General features: G+C 64.1%; 18 protein-coding genes and 1 tRNA gene. 12 read left to right on the top strand and 7 right to left on the bottom strand.

The genetic code is table 11. The annotated features are described in order from the left end of the window. Positions 1-129: 129 nt before the first annotated feature. The 9 genes from mdcA (at position 130) to FHY04_RS11605 (ending at position 7261) form a co-directional block, all read left to right on the top strand. Positions 130-1776: a malonate decarboxylase subunit alpha gene (gene mdcA, locus FHY04_RS11645; RefSeq protein WP_183936518.1), complete on the top strand. Its 1647-nt coding sequence runs from the start codon at positions 130-132 to the stop codon at positions 1774-1776. Between the two features lie 10 nt (positions 1777-1786). Further along, positions 1787-2104: a malonate decarboxylase acyl carrier protein gene (mdcC, locus tag FHY04_RS11640; protein ID WP_159510555.1), complete on the top strand. Its 318-nt coding sequence runs from the start codon at positions 1787-1789 to the stop codon at positions 2102-2104. Beyond that, the gene (locus FHY04_RS11635; RefSeq protein ID WP_183936517.1) at positions 2101-3069 is read left to right on the top strand and encodes a biotin-independent malonate decarboxylase subunit beta; all 969 of its coding nucleotides are present in this window, start codon (positions 2101-2103) and stop codon (positions 3067-3069) included. The genes mdcC and FHY04_RS11635 overlap by 4 nt, the downstream gene beginning before the upstream one ends. After that, the gene (locus tag FHY04_RS11630) at positions 3056-3772 is read left to right on the top strand and encodes a biotin-independent malonate decarboxylase subunit gamma (protein WP_183936516.1); all 717 of its coding nucleotides are present in this window, start codon (positions 3056-3058) and stop codon (positions 3770-3772) included. The genes FHY04_RS11635 and FHY04_RS11630 overlap by 14 nt, the downstream gene beginning before the upstream one ends. Then, entirely contained in the window at positions 3772-4401 is a 630-nt protein-coding gene (gene mdcG, locus FHY04_RS11625) for a malonate decarboxylase holo-[acyl-carrier-protein] synthase (RefSeq protein ID WP_183936515.1), read from the top strand. Before FHY04_RS11630 ends, mdcG begins: the two co-directional genes overlap by 1 nt. Then, positions 4398-5234, top strand: coding sequence for a triphosphoribosyl-dephospho-CoA synthase MdcB (mdcB, locus tag FHY04_RS11620; RefSeq protein ID WP_183936514.1), 837 nt, complete (start codon positions 4398-4400; stop codon positions 5232-5234). The genes mdcG and mdcB overlap by 4 nt, the downstream gene beginning before the upstream one ends. Further along, positions 5231-6142, top strand: a complete 912-nt coding sequence (locus FHY04_RS11615; protein ID WP_183936513.1) for an acyltransferase domain-containing protein — start codon at positions 5231-5233, stop codon at positions 6140-6142. The genes mdcB and FHY04_RS11615 overlap by 4 nt, the downstream gene beginning before the upstream one ends. A 152-nt stretch (positions 6143-6294) precedes the next feature. After that, positions 6295-6870: a GAF domain-containing protein gene (locus FHY04_RS11610; protein ID WP_208403727.1), complete on the top strand. Its 576-nt coding sequence runs from the start codon at positions 6295-6297 to the stop codon at positions 6868-6870. A 46-nt stretch (positions 6871-6916) separates the two neighbouring features. Further along, positions 6917-7261: a hypothetical protein gene (locus FHY04_RS11605; RefSeq protein WP_183936512.1), complete on the top strand. Its 345-nt coding sequence runs from the start codon at positions 6917-6919 to the stop codon at positions 7259-7261. A 128-nt stretch (positions 7262-7389) separates the two neighbouring features. On the opposite strand, the gene FHY04_RS22575 is transcribed toward FHY04_RS11605, so the two are convergent. Continuing rightward, positions 7390-8049, bottom strand: a complete 660-nt coding sequence (locus tag FHY04_RS22575) for a PEPxxWA-CTERM sorting domain-containing protein (protein WP_260171469.1) — start codon at positions 8047-8049, stop codon at positions 7390-7392. 2090 nt (positions 8050-10139) lie between these two features. After that, positions 10140-10400 (bottom strand): hypothetical protein, encoded by a 261-nt coding sequence (locus FHY04_RS22290; protein ID WP_221211751.1) that lies wholly within the window; start codon positions 10398-10400, stop codon positions 10140-10142. Positions 10401-10628: 228 nt separating this feature from the next. On the opposite strand from FHY04_RS22290, the gene FHY04_RS11590 reads away from it, so the two are divergent. Further along, a complete protein-coding gene (locus FHY04_RS11590) occupies positions 10629-10838 on the top strand; it encodes a hypothetical protein (RefSeq protein ID WP_183936510.1) in 210 nt (69 codons plus the stop codon). Positions 10839-11348: 510 nt separating this feature from the next. Here the strand turns inward: FHY04_RS11590 and FHY04_RS11585 are convergent. The 5 genes from FHY04_RS11585 to FHY04_RS11560 form a co-directional block, all read right to left on the bottom strand. Beyond that, positions 11349-11726, bottom strand: a complete 378-nt coding sequence (locus tag FHY04_RS11585; RefSeq protein WP_183936509.1) for an HIRAN domain-containing protein — start codon at positions 11724-11726, stop codon at positions 11349-11351. A gap of 1057 nt (positions 11727-12783) precedes the next feature. After that, positions 12784-13335 (bottom strand): FxDxF family PEP-CTERM protein, encoded by a 552-nt coding sequence (locus tag FHY04_RS11575; RefSeq protein WP_107045822.1) that lies wholly within the window; start codon positions 13333-13335, stop codon positions 12784-12786. 868 nt (positions 13336-14203) lie between these two features. Further along, positions 14204-14279: transfer RNA gene (locus tag FHY04_RS11570), tRNA-Ile, on the bottom strand. A gap of 123 nt (positions 14280-14402) precedes the next feature. After that, positions 14403-14669, bottom strand: coding sequence for a hypothetical protein (locus FHY04_RS11565; RefSeq protein ID WP_031393308.1), 267 nt, complete (start codon positions 14667-14669; stop codon positions 14403-14405). Positions 14670-14823: 154 nt separating this feature from the next. Further along, positions 14824-16224, bottom strand: a complete 1401-nt coding sequence (locus FHY04_RS11560; protein WP_183936507.1) for a M20/M25/M40 family metallo-hydrolase — start codon at positions 16222-16224, stop codon at positions 14824-14826. 104 nt (positions 16225-16328) lie between these two features. Between FHY04_RS11560 and ettA the strand changes: the two genes are divergently transcribed. Together ettA and FHY04_RS11550 are read left to right on the top strand one after the other, a co-directional pair. Then, the gene (gene ettA / locus FHY04_RS11555; protein ID WP_183936677.1) at positions 16329-18008 is read left to right on the top strand and encodes an energy-dependent translational throttle protein EttA; all 1680 of its coding nucleotides are present in this window, start codon (positions 16329-16331) and stop codon (positions 18006-18008) included. A 243-nt stretch (positions 18009-18251) separates the two neighbouring features. Next, on the top strand, positions 18252-19445 hold the full coding sequence (locus tag FHY04_RS11550) for a sensor histidine kinase (RefSeq protein ID WP_235188280.1): 1194 nt from the start codon (positions 18252-18254) through the stop codon (positions 19443-19445). The last annotated feature ends 31 nt before the right edge of the window (positions 19446-19476 follow it).

Genomic DNA, 19476 nt, shown 5'->3' with positions numbered 1-19476 from the left:
GACTCGCTCATGGCATATCCTCTCAATGTATTCGATCTGGCGTCTTATACGTCATCAAGTATGCACAGGGTTGCGTTTCGAGCAATAGCGAATACAAGGTAGCCTGAATAAGCGTCAGGAGGCGATGCGGTGCGGCAATGGAATACGCGCAAGCAAATGCGCGAGGAGCGGATCGCGGCGGGTCGGGGCTTTGCCACCGGCAAGCTGGTCGATCCCGAAACGCTCGTCGACTTTCTCGAAGCGGTGCTCAGGCCCGGTGACCGGGTCTGCCTCGAGGGCGACAACCAGAAACAGGCGGACGTGCTGGCCCGGGGGCTGGCGGCGATGGATCCCGAACGGATCCACGACCTGCACATGGTCCAGTCGGGCGTCGTCCTGCCCGAGCATCTCGACGTGTTCGACAGCGGCATCGCGAAGCGGCTAGATTTCTCCTACTCCGGCCCGCAATCGGCACGGATCGCGAAGATGCTGTTCGGCGGCAAGATCGAGCTCGGCGCGATCCACACCTATCTCGAACTGTTCGCGCGTTATTTCGTCGATCTGACGCCGCAGGTCGCGCTGATCGCCGCGGTCAGCGCGGACCGTCACGGCAATCTGTATACCGGCCCCAATACAGAGGACACGCCGACCGTGGTCGAGGCGACGAGCTTCGGCAGCGGCCTCGTGGTCGCGCAGGTCGGCGAGATCGTCGATACGCTGCCGCGCGTCGACATCCCCGGCGACCAGGTCCATTTCGTGCTCGACGCAGGGCGCCCCTTCTATGTCGAGCCGCTGTTCACGCGCGACCCCGCGGCGATGACCGAGACTCAGATCCTCACCGCGATGCTGGCGATCAAGGGGCTGTATCAGCCTTACGGCGTGCGCCGGTTGAACCACGGCATCGGCTTCAACACCGCGGCGATCGAGCTGTTGCTGCCGACCTATGGCGAGAAGCTCGGGCTGAAGGGCAAGATCTGCACGCACTGGGCGCTCAACCCGCATCCGACGCTGATCCCCGCGATCGAGGCGGGCTGGGTCGAGCAGGTCCATTGCTTCGGCTCCGAAGTCGGGATGGAGGATTATCTCGCCGCGCGGCCCGACATCTTCTTCACCGGCCCCGACGGCTCGCTCCGCTCGAACCGCGCCTTCAGCCAGACCGCAGGGCTGTATGCCTGCGACATGTTCATCGGCTCGACGCTGCAGATCGATCTTGCCGGGCACAGTTCGACGATCACCGCGAACCGCATCGCCGGCTTTGGCGGCGCGCCCAACATGGGCTCGGACGTGCGTGGCCGGCGTCATCCGAGCGCACCGTGGTTGCAGGCCGGCGCGGAGGCGGATCCCGATACCGCGGCACCGCTGCGGCGCGGCCGCAAACTCGTCGTCCAGATCGGCGAGACGTTCGGTGAGGGCAACGCGCCGCTGTTCGTCGAAAAGCTCGGCGCGCTCGAACTGGCGGAGAAGCTCGATCTCGATCTCGCACCGATCATGGTCTATGCCGACGACACCACGCACATCGTCACCGAAGAGGGCATCGCCAACCTGCTGCTGTGCCGCAATGCGGACGAGCGCGAACAGGCGATCCGCGGCGTGGCGGGCTTCACCGAGATAGGCCGTGGCCGCGACAGGGCGATGGTCGAACGGCTGCGCGAGCGGAAGATCATCCAGCGGCCCGAGGATCTTGGCATCGACCCGCTCGACGCAAACCGCAACATGCTGGCCGCGCGTTCGATCAAGGACCTGATGCTCGCCTCGGGCGGGCTCTACCGGCCGCCGAGCCGGTTCCGGAACTGGTAGGGGATACAGCATGGAAATCCTGCATTTCGATATCGCCGCGCCCGTGCCCGCGGGCGGCACGCGCGCGATGGCGCTGGTCGGCGTGGTCGCGTCGGGCAATCTGGAAGTGCTGGTCGAGCGCGGCGACGCGGCCGATCGGTGCGCGATCGAGATCAGCACCGCAGCGCACGGCTTTCGCGACCTGTGGGACGCGGTGGTCGCCGATTTCGTCGGCCGGCGCGCCGCCGGCGGCCTGCGGATCGCGATCAACGATGGCGGCGCGCGACCCGATACCGTGTCGCTGCGCCTCGCCCAGGCCGTCCGCATGATCGAGGAGCCCGAAGCATGAGCAACCTTCATCAAAGCTGGTACGAGGCAGGCGCGCGCGAGCGGATCGCGGCGCTGGTCGATGCCGGCAGCTTCACCGAATATGTCGGCCCCGAGCGGCGCGAGACCAGCCCGCATCTCGGCATCTTCGACCTGCCCGCGCAGTTTGACGACGGCATCGTCGTCGGCGCCGCGACGGTCGACGGCACGCCGATCCTGATCGCCGCGCAGGAGGGCCGCTTCATGGGCGGCGCGTTCGGCGAGGTCCACGGCGCCAAGCTCACCGGCCTGCTCCGCGCCGCCAAAGCCCTTAACCGCGATGTCGTGATCGCGTTCGACACCGGCGGCGTGCGTCTGCAGGAGGCCAATGCCGGCGAGATCGCGATCGCCGAGATCATGCGCGCCGTTACCGAAGCGCGGATCGCGGGCGTGCGCGTCGTCGGACTGATCGGCGGCCGCGCGGGCTGCTATGGCGGCGGCGGGCTGATCGCCGGCTGCTGCTCGACGCTGATCATATCCGAACAGGGCCGGATCAGCGTCACCGGCCCCGAGGTGATCGAGACCAACAAGGGCGTCGAGGAATTCGACTCGCGCGACCGCGCCCTGGTCTGGCGGACGATGGGCGGCAAGCACCGGACGCTGATCGGCGGCGCGGACCTGTTCGTCGACGACGATGCGGCGGCGTTCCGCGCGGCGATGCTCGCGGCGCTCGGGCGACCAGCCAAGGCGGGTTCCGTCCGGGACGCCTCCCCCCTCCCGGTCGGGAGAGGGGAGCGACCCGGTCTCGATCTGGCCACTCTGGACGCGGAGCAGGACCGCCTCGAACGCCGCATCGCCCGGTTCGGCGACGCCGCCGACGCCGCCGACGCCACCGACATCTGGCGCATGCTGGGCATCGACGACCCGCAAGCGATCCCCGACATGCCTTCCGCCGCCTTCGCGACCCTAGCCGCCCAGTACCGGGAGAGCGCCGATGACGCCCGCTGAGATCCTCGATTCGCTGTTTCCGGCCGGCCATGCGGTCACCGCGGAGGGCGACCTGCTGTTCGGTCGCGGCACGTCGCCCGACGGACGGGTCGTGCATGTCATCGGCGCCACCGCCCGCGCGCCGATCGGCATCGACCAGGCGATCCGCCTGTCCGCCGCGGTGCTCGCGATCGCGCGCAGCGACGACGGAGCGCCGATCCTCTTCTTCGTCGACAGCGCGAGCCAGCGGATGAGCCGGCGCGACGAACTGCTCGGCCTCAGCGAATATCTCGCGCACCTCGCCAAGTCGCTGCTCCTCGCCGAGGCGCGCGGCCACCGCACGATCGGCCTGCTCTATGGCGGCAGCGCGGCCGGCGCGTTCATCGCCACCGCGCTCGCCTGCGACACGCTCGTCGCGCTGCCCGGCGCGCATCCCGAAGTCATGGACCTCGCCTCGATGGCGCGCGTCACCAAGCTGTCGATCGATCTGCTCGAGGACAAGGCGAAGACGACCCCCGTCTTCGCCCCCGGCCTCGATAATCTGGTCAGCGTCGGGGGAGTCGCCGAGATCTGGGATCCGCAGCGCAGCCTGGCGGATCAGCTCGCGACGCTGCTCGCCACGCCGCGCGATCACGATGCGCGCGCGACGCTCGGGGCCGAGCGTCAGGGCCGGCCCAAGGCCGCGGCGATCGCGGACGAGGTGGATATGGCGGCGCGACGCTGATGCGGTTCGACCGACACCGGCTGGTCTGGATCGACCCGCAGCGCTGGCCCGCCATCCTCGCCGCGCACGGGCTCGCCAACGCCCCGGCGCTGCTGGCCGATTGGGCCAGGGACGACCGCCCCCTGATCGCGCGGCGGCCGGTCGTCGGCGAACTCCCGTGCCTGGTCCCACTGGGGTTGCCGCTGCCGCCGTCGATCGGCAAGCAGCGGCTCGCCTTTGCCGTGCCCCCCGACGCGATCCGGGCCGACGCCCCGCCGCCGCTGCTGCGTGATGCGGCGGCGGCGGCACCCCCCGCCTGGCAGGACAGCATCGCCGCGCTCGTCACGCTGGACCCGGACACGCGCTGTTTCGGCAGCCTCGCCTGGGCGCATCTGACAGGGCTGGCCTATCTGTCGCCGGGTTCGGATCTCGACCTGCTCTGGACGGTGGCGGACCAGCGCACCGCGACCGCACGTGCCCGCGCGCTTCTGACCATCGGAGCGAGCGTACCGATGCGGATCGACGGCGAATTGCTCACCCCACAAGGGCATGCGGTGCAGTGGCGCGAATGGGCGTCAGACGCACCCGATCTGCTCGTCAAGGCGGCGCACTCGAACGGCGTGACCCCGCGCGCGTCGGTGTTCGCATGACCGCGCTCGTCGCGGCGACACCTGCGGTCGACGCCGACGCGATCGGCCACGCCGCCGCTCTGTGCCTCAGGCGTGAGATCGCGACCTATCCCAAGCCCGGCCTCGTCAGCCCGGTGGATCCGGGCGCGCATGACGACATGGATGCGGTGATGATGAACCGCAGCGCCGACGCACTCGCCCCCTATCTCGCGGCGCTGGCCCAGGCGGGCGCCGCGGGGGCGGGGATGGACCGGCTGCGCGCGATCGGGATCGCGGCGGAGGCGGCGATGATGGTCGCGACGGGCGGGGTCAACACGCACCGCGGCGCGATCTTCGGCATGGGCCTGCTCTGCGCCGCTACGGGGTTCCGCGCGCGCTATGGCATCGCCGCACCGCTCGGGACGATCGTCGCGCAGCACTGGGGCGCGGAGATCCTGCGCGGGCCCGTCGCGCTGCACAGCCATGGCACCACGGTCGCGCGCCGCCATGCCGCGGGCGGCGCACGCGCCGAGGCCGCCGCCGGCTTCCCCGCGCTCTACGCCACCGCCTTGCCCGCGCTCGCCACCGCGCGGCGCCTGCGGCCCGACGACCGGAACGCGCAGGCGGTGCAGGTCCTGATGACGCTGATCGTCGGCGTCGAGGACACCAATCTCCTCTATCGCGGCGGCCCCGCCGGCCTGGCCTTCGCGCAAGACGAGGCCCGCGCCTTCCTCGCAGCCGGCGGCATCGCCGCGGAGGACTGGCGCGCCCGCGCGATCGCGGTCCATCACGGCTTCGTCGCCCGGCGGCTCAGTCCGGGGGGCTGTGCGGACCTGCTCGCGATGACGTTCTTCGTCGCGGCGCACGAAGCGTGACGCTCGCGCTGCTCTGTTCGGGGCAGGGGCGGCAGGACCGCGCGATGTTCGACCTGTTCGTCGACGAGCCCGCCGCCGCACCGATCCTGGCCGCGGCCACCGCGATCCTCGGACAGAACGTCCATCAGCTCGTCCGGACCGCCGCGGACGACCGGCTCCACGCCAATGCGACGAGCCAGATCCTGTGCGTCGCGCGCGGGCTGGCGGCGGCGACCTGTCTCGAACCAATCGGTCCGGCGCTGGTCGCGGGGTATAGCGTCGGCGAGATGACCGCCTGGGGCATTGCCGGCCTGTGGTCGCCTGCCGCCACGCTGCGGCTCACCGCGGCGAGGGCGACGGCGATGGACGCGGCAGGCGGTGCGGAGGATGGCCTCGGCTTCGTCCGCGGCCTGCCGCGCGCGGCGGTCGAGGCGCTGGTCGCGCGGTTCGACTGCGGCATCGCGATCGTCAATCCCGGTCTGCTGTTCGTGATCGGCGGCACCCGCGCGCAGGTCGCGGCCTGTTGCGACGCGGCTCTGGCGGAGGGTGCAGCAACCGCCCGCCCGATCGCGGTCCGCGTCGCGTCGCACACCCGTCGCCTGTCCGCTGCGGTCGCCCCGTTCCACGCCGCGCTGCTCGAAGCCCAGCCCGCACGGCCGATCCGGGGTCGCACGCTGATCGGCGCGACCGATGCCACGATCGTCCGCGGCGCCGCCGGCATCGCAGGACTTGCGGCACAGCTCGACACGACGATCGACTGGGCCGCCACGCTCGAGGCACTGGTCGAACGCGGCGTCGACCGCCTGCTCGAACTCGGCCCCGGCACCGCGCTTGCCGACATGGTCCGCGCCGCCTATCCGACACTCGACGTCCGCGCAGTCGACGACTTCCGCAGCCTCGCCGGAATCACCGCCTGGATCGCCCGCTGAACGTCGGGGGAGACAAGGGGAGGGTGCCGTTCGATAGGGCGGGCGGTGATGCCAACCCTTTGTTAGCTATTGCTTTATATCGTCACAGGCCGGGCAAACGGATGCTTAGGCTCCCTATCTGCTCGATTGGGCACATAGGGCTAGGATATGATATGTCGATCTCGTTCTACATCATGGCGGATAAGCCGGAAAATGAACGCGAGCGCGAAAGGGCCATTGCGACAAGCAATCTCATCGCAAGTCCGCATGTCGGCAGATTCCGGCCGATCTTGGATGCTGTCCGCGATACCCTGAAAGCAAAGTCCGCCGCCATCACCATCGTCTATCAGGACTCGACTTACGTATTGTCCGCAGCGGGTTTCGAGGCCGGCATCTATAAGAGGTCTACGTCCTTCTGTGCGCATGCCATTCTATCCCCCGACGAACTGACGATCGTTCCGGACGCGGGCGCAGACGAGCGTTTCGCCGGTAACCCCTTCGTCGACACGATCGAGGGCATTCAATTCTATATCGGTGCGCCTCTGTGCGACAAAGACGGCACCGTACTCGGGGCGCTGTGCGTCTTCGATGAAAAACCCCGTGACTTCGTCACGGACGACGACAGGGCGCGGATCATCGCGTTGAAGAAGGAAGCAGAGGCGATTGTCCACGCCATAAGCAAGCAGGCCGACGTCGATCGCGAAGGCGATAAGGAAGTCCAGTCGTCGATGCAAAGCCAGCGACCGTGATTGCCACGTGTGCGCAACGATGCAGACTGCCCGGACGAGCTTCCAGATGAATATCTATCGCAAAATCGCGAGCGATATCTCTCCGGCGCTGATAGAACGTCGTTGCGCATCCCGGCATCTCGTCAACCTGGGGGCGCTTCTGATCACCCCTCTGGGCGAAATGATACCCGCGACCGTGATGGGCGTCTCCACGCGTGGTTTTAGGGTGAAAGCGGATTATGGCGTGACGATCGGCCGATCCGTCGGCCTCGCCATTCCGGGCCTGCCGAGATATGTCGGGTGGGTTGCCTGGTCCTATCTTGGCGAATTCGGGCTGGAGGGTGCCCAGGAAATTACCGAGGACGCCGTCGAGCATATTGTCGCACTAGGCACCCCTTCGGCGATTATATAGTTCAGCAAGCTGCAGGATCCTCGATGCCCTCATTCTGGGGTCAGAAATCAGACGCAGATGACGCTGGACTGAAAAGCCGCCGACCATTGAAGGGCGGCGGCTCTATCTGGGATGAACTGCCATCGAGATCAGGCGTAAACAGTACCTGTGACGACTTTACCGATGCGCCGGCGGAGGCTGAAGCCAACTCCCCCGAAGCCGACGAGCATCATGAGCCACGTTGCCGGCTCTGGAACCGCGCCGATCGAAACGGTCGCATTCTCAGGTGCAAAATCCGTAATCTGGTTGACGTTACCCACACCGTTTCGGGGCCAGAGATTAAACCCATATTGCGTTGGCCCAAAGCCCGTGCTCGGCAGCAAGGCGAGCGGAACCCGCGCTGTCAGCATGTTTCCAGCGATGGCAATACCAGTTGGGTCCAAGGCATTTGGACCAACCGATCCGGTGCCGTTCTTCTGTATCACGATGGCTTGATTGAAGATCACATCGGGTTGACCGATCGAGGCAAAAGGCCTGGCGATGCCTGTACCGGTGTTGACGCCAAAAATGTACAGACCCGCCGTCTGCGGATCGATATCCCCGGCGAAAGTGGCGCCTAGCGTGAACAATTGCGACATACCGTCGTAGTTGACCGAAAAGCCTGTGACGTCGAGATCTGCAAAACGCGGACCCGCAGTATATGACGGAATGAAGTCGTCGGTCGGATCCATGATTGATACAGCTGCAGCGGGTGTCGCACAAATTGCCGTCAATCCAAGCATTCCAACTATGATTGCCTTGTTTATCATGGGACTATCCTCGAAAGTCGGCAACCAGCGTCGCCATTCTTTCCTTATCATAATCCGTAGTTCTCGACGATAATCCTAATGGCTTAAGACGCACTACTCCAATTGGATTATAGGAGACCTCCGCATATCCTTGGATTCGTCGGTTATTTGATGCGAATTTCCCTGAGCAAGCCGCGGAAGTGGTCCAGGTTCCCCTACCGATCGGGAAAGGTGCAGGTGCTCCACTTCCCGACGGAAGTTCTCCGGCCCGATCGTGACGGATGCGGTGTCGCGACTGGCGGCGGTCGCCGCGCCTCATGATCTACGGATGAGAAGCGCCATCGGACACGCATGATCGTGATCGATGACCAGAAATCGCATCGCGTTTGGCCATGCAGTCGAAGGCGCAGTCTGAAGCTCTGAACGTCTCGGCGAAGGAAGGGAGGGTGCTCATCGCCGGACCCGGCCTTGCCGTCACGCGCGACATAGAGGCGGCGTCCGCTTCTTCCGATCAACTGCTCGGTAGGTGCAAGTCGGCCCTTCGTCAGTCGCTCGACGCGCCCGGTCGGCTCCCCGGTCGAGCCCGTCCTCGTCCGGATAGAACGCGTGTGGATCCTAGCCCAGTCAGTGCTTCATACGTGCTTGAGCTTGTGAGCGGCGTACCCGAGTACGAGAAACGCTGCGACGGAAGAGCCGGCCCAGCCCACCAGGATCATTACCATTGAAACACCCTCTGCTCCGCGGCGCGTTTCGCACCGTCATAGCGCGCAATAAGTCCTGTTTTTGTATGGTTAACAAGACACGAAGAGTGACCCAACAGTCATTTATTTGACGACGGGCTAGGCTGGCCACCGGGTGACGTCGAGGCCCCCCGAGCTGCTCGATTGTCCTAATCTTCCTGCGCTCGCGGCCGGCGGGCAGTTGCAAACCGATTGAGAACAAAAACGGCACGATGGAGTTCAGGTGCGATCCTGATTCGCTGCCCGGATGCGTTCAATAAGAATGTAATCCCCACAAGATCGACTGCCCGAGCACGCGAAAGAGCAGGCAGGAGCCTCGCTAGCCTCCCTACGATGATAGGGCGAAACGCCGCCTAGCTGAACCAGTCCGTCACTCGCGGCCCGCCGCGACGCCTGCCAGCAGAGGAACGCCGCCACCGCGCGATCGTCCTCAACGCCGACGAGCGGGCACTGGGCGCGCGCGATCCTTGGTCACCGCGAGAGCCTCCGGATCCTGTCAGCTCGCGCGAGACAAGGCGTTGCCGCGCATCAGGTGCGGCTGCGGCCGGAAGGTTTGGAAATCGCCAGCTGCATGCTCGGATGGCTCTGCGGGGATAGTAGGCGAGGGTAATCCGAAATACCCCCTGAGCCGCCCCCGGAATGCCTGATCTGCGACGAATAGTTATGAAACGCCTGACAAGAAAAACGCGGAGATGTGGCGCATTGCTGCGACTTATTGCGGCGATATGGAGGCTGTGATTTTGGAAATTGGTGGGCCCGGCAACTATCGAACTGACGCCCTTACAAAGCCCGTGGCGGCGGGCATTATACCCCCAAGAAACCCCCACGAGCAGTGGGGTGTATTTCATGAGCGTCGAGATAGCCGCGACGGCGCCGTTTAAGCCCCGGTTCGGGATCAAGCCTATATGGCCTTACCTCGCGGATCCAATCCGGGGGCCGGCTATCATTGCCCGGTTCTGGTCTAACGTCGCCCGCCGCGGTGAAGGCGAGTGTTGGGATTGGACAGCATGCCGCGGCGGTAAAGGGCTGTACGGTCAGACGACGGTGGGAGGCGGCAGGATCCGCCGATCAAACCGGGTGGCATCGGCAATAGTTAACGGCGAAGACCCAGGCGAACGCGTTATCCGTCACACCTGCGACCGCGCGATCTGCTGCAACCCTGCGCATTTGGTGGCGGGAACCCACGAGGAAAACATGACTGACATGGTTGTGCGCGGCCGAACTGTCGGGAAGCCGCCGCTCCGTGCCAGCATGACGAAAGCGGCGTTGTGCGCGCGCAATGAGCGGCTTCTTTCGGCGCTCAATCAGATTGCGGCATCCGATTCCACTGCCAGGCGGCGGGCATTGCAGGAAATCGCCGCTGCATCTAACTCAGTGCGGCACACCGGTCGTGGTCATTCGATACACATCCCGGGTCTGCTGCGCGCCGTCAGCAGTAAGCCCATCAAACTTGCGCCACGCTGCAGCCGAATTGCAGACGCGCGTGGCCATGAATGAGCCCGTCGGCGTCATTGACCGGCAGATCTTCTTCTCTTTGGCTGGCGTCGCTACGGCCGTGGCAGGGGCTTCTGACGTTTGCGCCTTTACGCCAATGGGGGTGAGGATCAGCGCAACTGCAACGCGATATTTCATCATTCGACTCCTGCAATTCGACCGAAAGTATACGATCGACCTTCGTATGCAAGAGCGTCACTGGGACTGATGTTTTCTGACCTAGCTAGCGCGCTGCTCCGCGCCAAACTCACCGCCTCCCTCAACAGGAGGCGAGCGATCTCGGTCACTGAGTATCGTCCTGCCGTGGATCAATACACGGAACGATGTGCCGCCACTGGTCGCTGATTGTTCTACGGGAGAATTGGCATGCTGCGTACTTTGCGTCCGGAAATTCTGAACGTCTCAGCGAACGAGGGGAGGGTGCTGATTGATGGGCCGGGCGTTGCTGTCACGCTCGACATTGAAGCGGCATCAGTCCTATCCGATCAGTTGCTCGCTGGGTGCACCTCGGCACGCCGGCAACAGCGTGACGCGATCGGTCAGGTGCCCTATTCAGATCCTTGCTCACCAGTATAGCTGGCAGCGGGTTCAGTCAGGCTGGCTTGGGTCCTGACGGAAAGTAACCTAGGTTGATCTTAACCTTGTATGCCGAACGCGGGCTTGGCTCCCAAGAATTCGCTTTGTAACAAGCCGCCCCATGAACACGCCCTTTGGACACGACGCAGAAATCTTGCGTTCCGCGATCGCTTGGGCGCTTCACGTCGCCGACGTATCTAACAATCCGCTTGTGGCCTCTTTCTTAGCCGATGCACTTCACCATGCCGAGAATGACGCCTACCGCTCTTGCGCGGCCGCTGGCGCTATCTTGCCAGGGTTGAACGTGTTTGCAGTGTCTGCGGACAGTTCAGCTGGATCGGAAGTTCGGTAACCAGAGTGCGATTCAGGCACCATCTCGAGCAGTGCGGCACGCATTGCTTTGAGGGCGTTCCGTTTCCCAAATCTATCTTCGCGGGCCTTAGCGATCGTGCCGCGTTCGTCAGCCCCAGCGTTTGCCCTAGCAGTCGATCATAGGACGGGACGAACTTGCTAAGCTTCGTATTGGTCAAACCGGGCCGCAAGCCCGATGTTAAGCGCCGAATTCGGGGCCTTCCTTGTCGGGTAAAAGGCGTGGGGATCGTAGACCGATCGCTGCTCCGGCCGAGCCTGGCGGGAAAGTGGGCGCTTCAAAGCATCGGGGACCGGGTCGGGCAGGGTAGGCACCCCGCTTCCGTGCATCGTCTGAAAGTCGGCGATCGCCTCGCCTTCCGCTATCCGCTTGCCGATCAGCGGCGCGCGCTCTGCGCTGACATAGCCAAGCTGGGTGCCGCGCTCGCCAAATATGGCAACGGCGTTCTCGTCGTATGGGTTGCTCGGCTCGAAGCGCAGCTCAACCGCTACGCCAGGCGCGCACAGCATGCACTCCATGCGCCGGTTGCTCTTGCTCGTGTCCTCGTTCGGAAAGTCGATGCGATCAACGAAGGGCCGTCGCAGAAGTTCGGCGTAACGAACGCCTTTAATTGGCTATCTGGTAGGCGGGCGGTTTAAGACTGCGCACACCGCTATGCAAAAAGCAGTGAAACCTCTTGGCCTTGCTTTTTCGCACATGCACCGATTAGATTCCGGCAAAGGATATGACGCGGTCGTGAACACAAAAAATGCCCGGCTCGGAAAGCCGGGCATTTTTAACTTCAGCCGTTGTAAGGGTCATCATTGGCATACTAATGCATTGCTTTGGATCCTGCAGTATGCGGCAATTATGCCAATAGTGACCCCCAAGCTGATGGCAAAGTTAACCCCGAATGGGCTTGCCGATTGGCCAGTAGCGCATTTGAACCCCCAGATTTGAAAGTGCTTGTCTTTCGACAAGGGGATTTATGCATTGAATCTGTTTAGTAATTGCAACTCCATGCGGTTAAAGTGGATTAACTGAAAATTCTTGATGCCAATGCTGCCCGCGCATTGCCGACTACGGTATATGCGCCGGATCGACGCAGTCGCCGCACAATGCTGTTGAAAGGGGCCGTCACACTCTGGCACCGACCGATTTCGCTATCCTGCTGCGCGGCGGCTTCCCAAAAAACACGAGGGGTCAGCGCTCGGGGCAGTGATGTCAGAGACAGCGCAGGGTTGGGCGGACTGCTGGTGTGTCTACGCAACCGTTGACGGTCTCGCTGAGCGCGGCTCTTATTGGATTTTCTGCATTGTCACTCCGTCGACGTTTGACCACTTAAACACGACCCATGCGGTCCCTGGGTATCCGGACCATGGATCTGATCCGTGGCTGTGGACGGCATAAGGAAGTCGACTTCGACCAGTGCGCGCCTGACCGTACGCTTCGGTGTCGGTCAACGGCGGTCGTCGCGCCACATCAATCCCTCCGCAGCCGCAATCGCGCTGGATTGAAATAAAAACAGCCGCCAACCTCGAAAGGTTGACGGCTGCCGTCACACAGCTGGACACTGGGACCGGCTGTGAAATGTGCTTAGGCGAATGCGATCTTCGCCTGGCGACGACGAACGCGCATCGACGAGCCGATACCGCCGATACCGAACAGCATGATTGCCCAGGTACCTGCCTCGGGAACTGCTGCCGTCGGCTCAAAGGTCGCGGTGCCGGCATAGGAGCCGTTACCACGCGAGAGGCCGTTCACGACGATCTGGTTCGTCGCACCTTTTGCGATCGCCACGTTGTTGATCTCGAAAAACTCGGCCTTGCCGACAACAGTCTTCGATGCTGCGAAGCCGTTGATGAACACCGACAGGATATCAAGATCGGTCGGGCTGAAGAACCGCGTCGTGCTCGTGCTGAGCGTACCGCTAGCCAGACCGGCCTGATCGATGATGAAATTGAAAGTATCCGTGAATGCACCACGCTTGATGCCCGCCCGGCCGAAATCTGCCGAAACGGTACCATTCTTTATATCGCCGCTGACGGTGAACTCCGGGTCGTTCGGAGTGAAGTTAACTGCGTGAGCCGCTGGGGCCATCGCGAATGCGGATACGAATGCCATTGTCGAAAGAAGTAAACGCTTCATGGTGGTCCCTTTTTACGTGTTCCTTGGAGAAAAAGTAAAGGGGGCCATAGAGTTATGCAATTGCCTGAAAACGGCCACCACCCAACAATTGTGTGGTTTCGGGACAATCGTGCATCGTGAGCGGGGTGCGATGAGCGTCATGAAGTCGCGCGGCCGGATCGTTTGCATCCGGGGGCATTTTCCACGGTAAAAGCGTGCAATAGGCCCTGCTCAAACTTGGTTAACAAGACAAGAAGAATGACCTAAATCTTCAATAGTTGTTGACGGGCACACTGTTCTTCCAGCGACATTCAAACCCCCCCGAGTTACGAGGTTTTCCGAACTATCCCGTGCCTCGTTCCGCCCGGCGATGGCAGGCAGGTTGAGAACAAAAAAGGAGCAGTATAGCTCGGGCGCTACCCTGATTCGTTGTTTGGATGCGCCCAATGAGAATGCAAACGCCGCGAGTTCGACTGCCGAGCTCGCCAAAGAGCCAGGCAGGAGCCTCGCTAGCCTCTCTACGATGATAGGGCGTAACGCCGCCGATCTAAAGCGGTTCGTCAATCGCGGTTCGCCGCGACTTGCACCGCGGCGTGCGCTGCGGCGGGCATTGCCGCGATCATCGTCGCAAGGCCGCCCAGCATGATCATCGACACCCTCAAACCAGGTGCTTCCGCCGAAGCCGGAGCGGCTCCGCAAGCCGCAGAAATCCGGGCCGAGTCATGACATCTGGGGGGCAGAAACTTCCATTTGAAAAATACCCCCAAATATCCCCCCAAATGCACCGCACTCTCAGCTCGCCGTATGGAACGTGTGAGAAGAAAGACCCCCACATACCACGCGGTTCTCCGCATTCCTGACGACGTAAGGTAGTGATGATCGGAGAAATTGGTGGGCCCGGCAGGAATCGAACCCGCAACCTAGCCGTTATGAGCGGCCAGCTCTAACCGTTGAGCTACAGGCCCCACCGCCGCCTGCGTTAGCGCAAGCGTTTCCAAAGAAAAAGGGTGCCAAAGAAAAAGGGCGCTCCCGAAGGAACGCCCTTTCCGACTCCAAAACGTTGTCGAGCACAAGCGCCCGACACAGTCTTAGTTCATGTTGTCGGTCTTCTCGTCGGCAGCATCGCGGACGTTGTCTGCTGCTGCGTTCATGTTGTCGGCTGCGTTCTCGAGCACGTCGGTTGCGACAGCGTTCGAGGTGTTGTCCGCCATGGCGTCCATGTTGTCAGCCTGCATTTCCATGTTGTCAGCCAGCATGTCCGCGTTGTTCTCAACTGCGGCGGCTTCTGGCGACTTGCTGCAGGCTGCGACGGACATCAGGCCGGCGGCAGCAGCGATCAGAACGATCTTCTTCATTCGAATGCTCCCAAGCATAGTTTCACTCGCGGCCGACCCGATTGCCGTCGCGAAGCCCCGTCAAATAGCGGCCCCCGACCGGCGGTCAATCCGCTAAATTCATCGCCCAGCAAGCTTTGCGACAGTCCGATGACGGGCGGGTTGCCGCAACTGGTCACTTTCTTGGCACGACCGAGCCGATTTCCTCGGGCGCATTGGCCACGATCGCGAGCATCGTCGTCCAGGCCGCGACGTTCTGGCGAAGCTGCTCGGGATCGACCCGGTCGAGCGTATCGTCGGGCGTGTGGTGTGTGTCGAAATAGCGCGTGCCCGACTGGTTGAGGTCGATCGCCGCGACGCCGAGCGCCATGGTCGGGCCGACATCGGTGCCGTCACCGCCGACGCCTGCGCCGCGCGCGATGCCGAGCGGGGCGAGCGCGGAGGCGAGGCGATCGGCGACCGGCTTCGCGCTGTCGGGCAGGTTGGTCTCGAACCGCCAGACGCGATCCGCGCCGAAATCGGATTCGCCCGCGGTCGCGTGACGCTCGGTCCTGTGCGCCTCGGCATAGGCCTTGCCGCCAAAGCCGCCGACTTCTTCGGCACCGAACCAGACGACGCGGATCGTGCGCCGCGGGCGCGGGCCGTCGAGGATGCGCTTGGCCGCTGCCGCGGCGATCGCCACGCCGCTCGCATCGTCGATCGCGCCCGTGCCGAGATCCCAGCTGTCGAGATGCCCGCCGACCAGCACGATCCCCGCCTTGGGATCGGTCCCCGGCACTTCGGCGATCACGTTCCCCGATTCGTGCGTGCCCGTCATCCGCGGGGTCAGGACGAGCGTCATCGTGATCGGCTTGCCGCGCGTCGCGATCCGTTCGATCAGCTCGGCATCGGGCACCGACAGCGCTGCCGACGGGATCGGCGTGACGCCCTCGGGGAAGTTGGTCGTGCCGGTATGCGGATTGCGGTGATGATCGGTACCGATCGAGCGGATCACGATCGCCGCCGCACCCTTGCTCGCCGCCATCGCCGGCCCCACGAACCGTGCGGGTCCGAACGCGCCATAGCTCGACCCGTCCTGCGTCGGCTCCATCGCGTTGCCGACATAGGCGATCTTGCCGGCAAGGCTCCCCGCAGGCGCCGCCGCCAGGTCGCCATAGGTCTTGAACACCACCACCTGCGCGGTGAGCCCGCCGACCGGCGTCGCGCCCGAATTGCCGAGCGCGGTGAGCTTCAGCGCCTGCGGGAAGGGGGCGAGGATCGACCCCGTCTCGACGCCGCGCACCCAGACGGGCATCTGGTACGGCTCGATCCGCACGTTCTTGAACCCCAGCGCCTTCAGCTTCGTCACCGACCATGCGCGTGCACGCGCCTCCGCCTCGGTCCCCGCCAGCCGCGGTCCGATCTCGGTCGTCATCCCCTCGACGATGTCATAGGCGACCTCGTCCTTGAGCGCGGCATCGCGGAGTGCTGCGACCTTCGCATCGACCGGGGCAGGGGCGGGTGGTGCGGTCCGCTGTGCCATGAGAGGAACGGACAGGGTGGAGGCGGCCAATACCGCGAGCGTGTGCTTCATCATCCGCGACAGCCTATGTCGCCGCTCCCCGTTTGCCAACGGCCCGCCGCATCGCTATCTGCGCACGTCAAATCCCGCCTCATTCAAGCATGGAGCTCGGCACCCACATGGCCGTCCAGTATACCTACGTCATGAAGGGTCTGACCAAGACCTTCCCCGGTGCCGCAAAGCCCGTCCTCAACAACATCCACCTCCAGTTCATTCCGTCCGCCAAGATCGCGATCATCGGCCCCAACGGGTCGGGCAAGTCGACGCTGATGAAGATCATGGCGGGCATGGATCCCGACTTCACCGGCGAGGCCTGGGCGGCCGAGGGCGTCAATGTCGGCTATCTCGCGCAGGAGCCTCAGCTCGATCCGACCAAGGACGTGATGGGCAACGTCAAGGACGGCGTCCGCCCCGTCGCCGACCTCGTCGACCGGTTCAACGCGATCTCCGCCGAGATGGGCGATCCGAACGACGACACCGATTTCGACGCGCTGATGGAGGAGATGGGCGATCTCCAGGCCAAGATCGACGCAGTCGACGGCTGGGCGCTCGACAGCCAGCTCGAACAGGCGATGGAGGCTCTGCGCTGCCCGCCGGGCGACGCGTCGGTCGAGAATCTCTCGGGCGGCGAGAAGCGCCGCGTCGCGCTCTGCAAGCTGCTGCTGGAGAAGCCGCAGATCCTGCTGCTCGACGAGCCGACCAACCATCTCGACGCCGAGAGCGTGTCGTGGCTCGAAAACTACCTCAAGGAATATACCGGCAACGTCATCCTCGTGACGCATGACCGCTACTTCCTCGACAACGTCGTAAACTGGGTGCTCGAGCTCGATCGCGGCCGCTACTACACCTATGAGAGCAACTATTCGGGCTACCTGGAGAAGAAGGCCCAGCGCCTCAGCCAGGAAGAGCGCGAAGAGGCCGGCAAGCAGAAGGCGATCGCCGACGAGCTGGCGTGGATGCGCCAGACCCCCAAGGCGCGCCAGACCAAGTCCAAGGCCCGTATCCGCGCGTTCGACGAGCTGATGGAGAAGCAGGAGAACCGCGTCGCCGGCAAGGCCGCGATCCTGATCCAGCTGCCGTCGCGTCTCGGCGGCAAGGTGATCGAGGCGAAGGGCCTGACCAAGTCGTACGGCGACAAGCTGCTGTTCGACGGGCTCGACTTCACGCTGCCCCCGGGCGGCATCGTCGGCGTGATCGGCCCCAACGGCGCGGGCAAGTCGACGCTGTTCAAGCTCATCACCGGTCAGGAAACCCCGGACACGGGCACGATCGAGGTCGGCTCGACCGTCAAGCTCGGCTATGTCGACCAGAGCCGCGACGATCTCGATCCGAACAAGAACGTCTGGCAGGAAATCTCCGACGAGCTCGAGATCTTCCGCTTCGGCAAGCAGGAAATGGGCACGCGGGCGTATGTCGGCGCGTTCAACTTCCGCGGGCAGGATCAGCAGAAGAAGGTCGGCCAGCTGTCGGGCGGCGAGCGCAACCGCGTCCACATGGCCAAGATGCTCAAGGAGGGTGGCAACGTTCTCCTGCTCGACGAGCCGACCAACGATCTCGACGTCGAGACGCTGCGTGCGCTCGAGGAGGCGCTCGAGACGTTTGCAGGCTGTGCGGTGGTCATCAGCCATGACCGCTTCTTCCTCGATCGCCTCGCCACGCACATCCTCGCTTTCGAAGGCGACAGCCATGTCGAGTGGTTCGAGGGCAATTACGCATCCTACGAGGAGGACAAGCGCCGTCGCCTTGGCGACGCCGCCGACCGCCCGACGCGTCTGGCGTACAAGAAGCTCACGCGCTGAGCGTCTGAGACCCGCCGCGGCCCATGTTTCCGGGCTGCGGCGCCCCCCCCCATCAACCCCGTCATCCTGACGAAAGTCAGGATCCAGAGCCAAGAGGCGGGCCGCCCGTAACCCTGGATCCTGACTTTCGTCAGGATGACGAGGGCGGTGTAGGACCGAGCTGGTGCCTGCCACGCAAGCGCCATGTTGATCCCCTAACCGGGGTCGGTAGGAGACATATTGGTCCCCACGAACGGAGCAGGCGTGACAGTTATCGAACACTCCCCCGGTGGAGATGCCCCCCCGGGTGCGGGGGAGCTGCAATACCGGCTTCGCCAGCAATCGATACTGGCCGATTTCGGGATCGAGGCGCTGCGCGCGCGGGATCTCGAGCCTATGCTCCAGCGCGCCACCGAATTGTGCGGCGAAGGGATGCGTTCGAAATACTGCAAGTTCCTCGAATATCGCCCCGAGCAGGACAGCCTGTTCGTGCGCGCGGGGATCGGCTGGGCGCCGGGCGTGGTCGGATCGGCCGAGATGCGGACCGATCTCGCCTCGCCCGCGGGCTTCGCGCTCGAGACCGGCCAGCCGGTGATCTCCAACCATCTCGAGAATGAGGAGCGGTTCCGTACGCCCGCCTTCATGGCCGAGCACCATATCCGCCGCGCGATCAACGTGCTGGTCGAGACGTCGGGCAAGCGCTTCGGCGTGCTCGAGGTCGACAGTCCCGACGAGGGCAAGTTCGAGCCCGCCGACCTCGCCTTCATGCAGGGGTTCGCCAATCTGATCGGCGTCGCGATCGAGCGGCAGCAGGCCGAACAGCGCCTGAGCGACGCGATGGAGCATCAGGAGCTGCTCACGCGCGAGGCAAGCCACCGCGTCAAGAACAGCCTCGCGCTCGTCTCGGCGATGCTCAACCTCCAGATGCAGGAGGATGACGACCCGCGCATCACGCGGCTGCTCGGCGACGCGCAGGCGCGCATCACCGCGATCGCACAGACGCACGACCAGCTCTGGCGCGGCGAACAGGTCGGGATCGTCGCGCTCGACGACCTGGTCTGCGGGATCGCGACCGGGCTGGCAGAACAGGCGCCGCTGCACCGGATCGACTGCGACATCGACGCGATCCGGATCAGCGCGGATACCGCGATCCCGCTCGGCCTGCTCGTCACCGAGCTCGTCACCAACGCGATCAAATATGCTTACGGCGAGGGTGGCGGCGTCATAGCGGTGACGATTCGCAACGCCGACGGCCGGATCCTGCTGACCGTGTCCGACGACGGCGTCGGGCTGCCCGCCGATTTCGACCTCAAGGCCGCCTCGCGCAAAAGCCTCGGCATGCGGATGATCGGCAGCCTTGCCCGGCAGTTGCGCGGCACGATCGCCATCGAGAATGCCGCGCGCGGCACCTGTGCGGTCCTCGACATCCCCGACCCCAGGATCGTGCTCCCGGACTGATCGCTTGACGCGTGTATGATGTCCGTAGCAC

This window comes from Sphingomonas sp. BK481 (genome assembly GCF_014194875.1).
Lineage (GTDB): Bacteria > Pseudomonadota > Alphaproteobacteria > Sphingomonadales > Sphingomonadaceae > Sphingomonas > Sphingomonas aerolata.
Note: the sequence above shows the minus strand (reverse complement) of the source record. Positions and strands in the feature narration are given on the sequence as shown.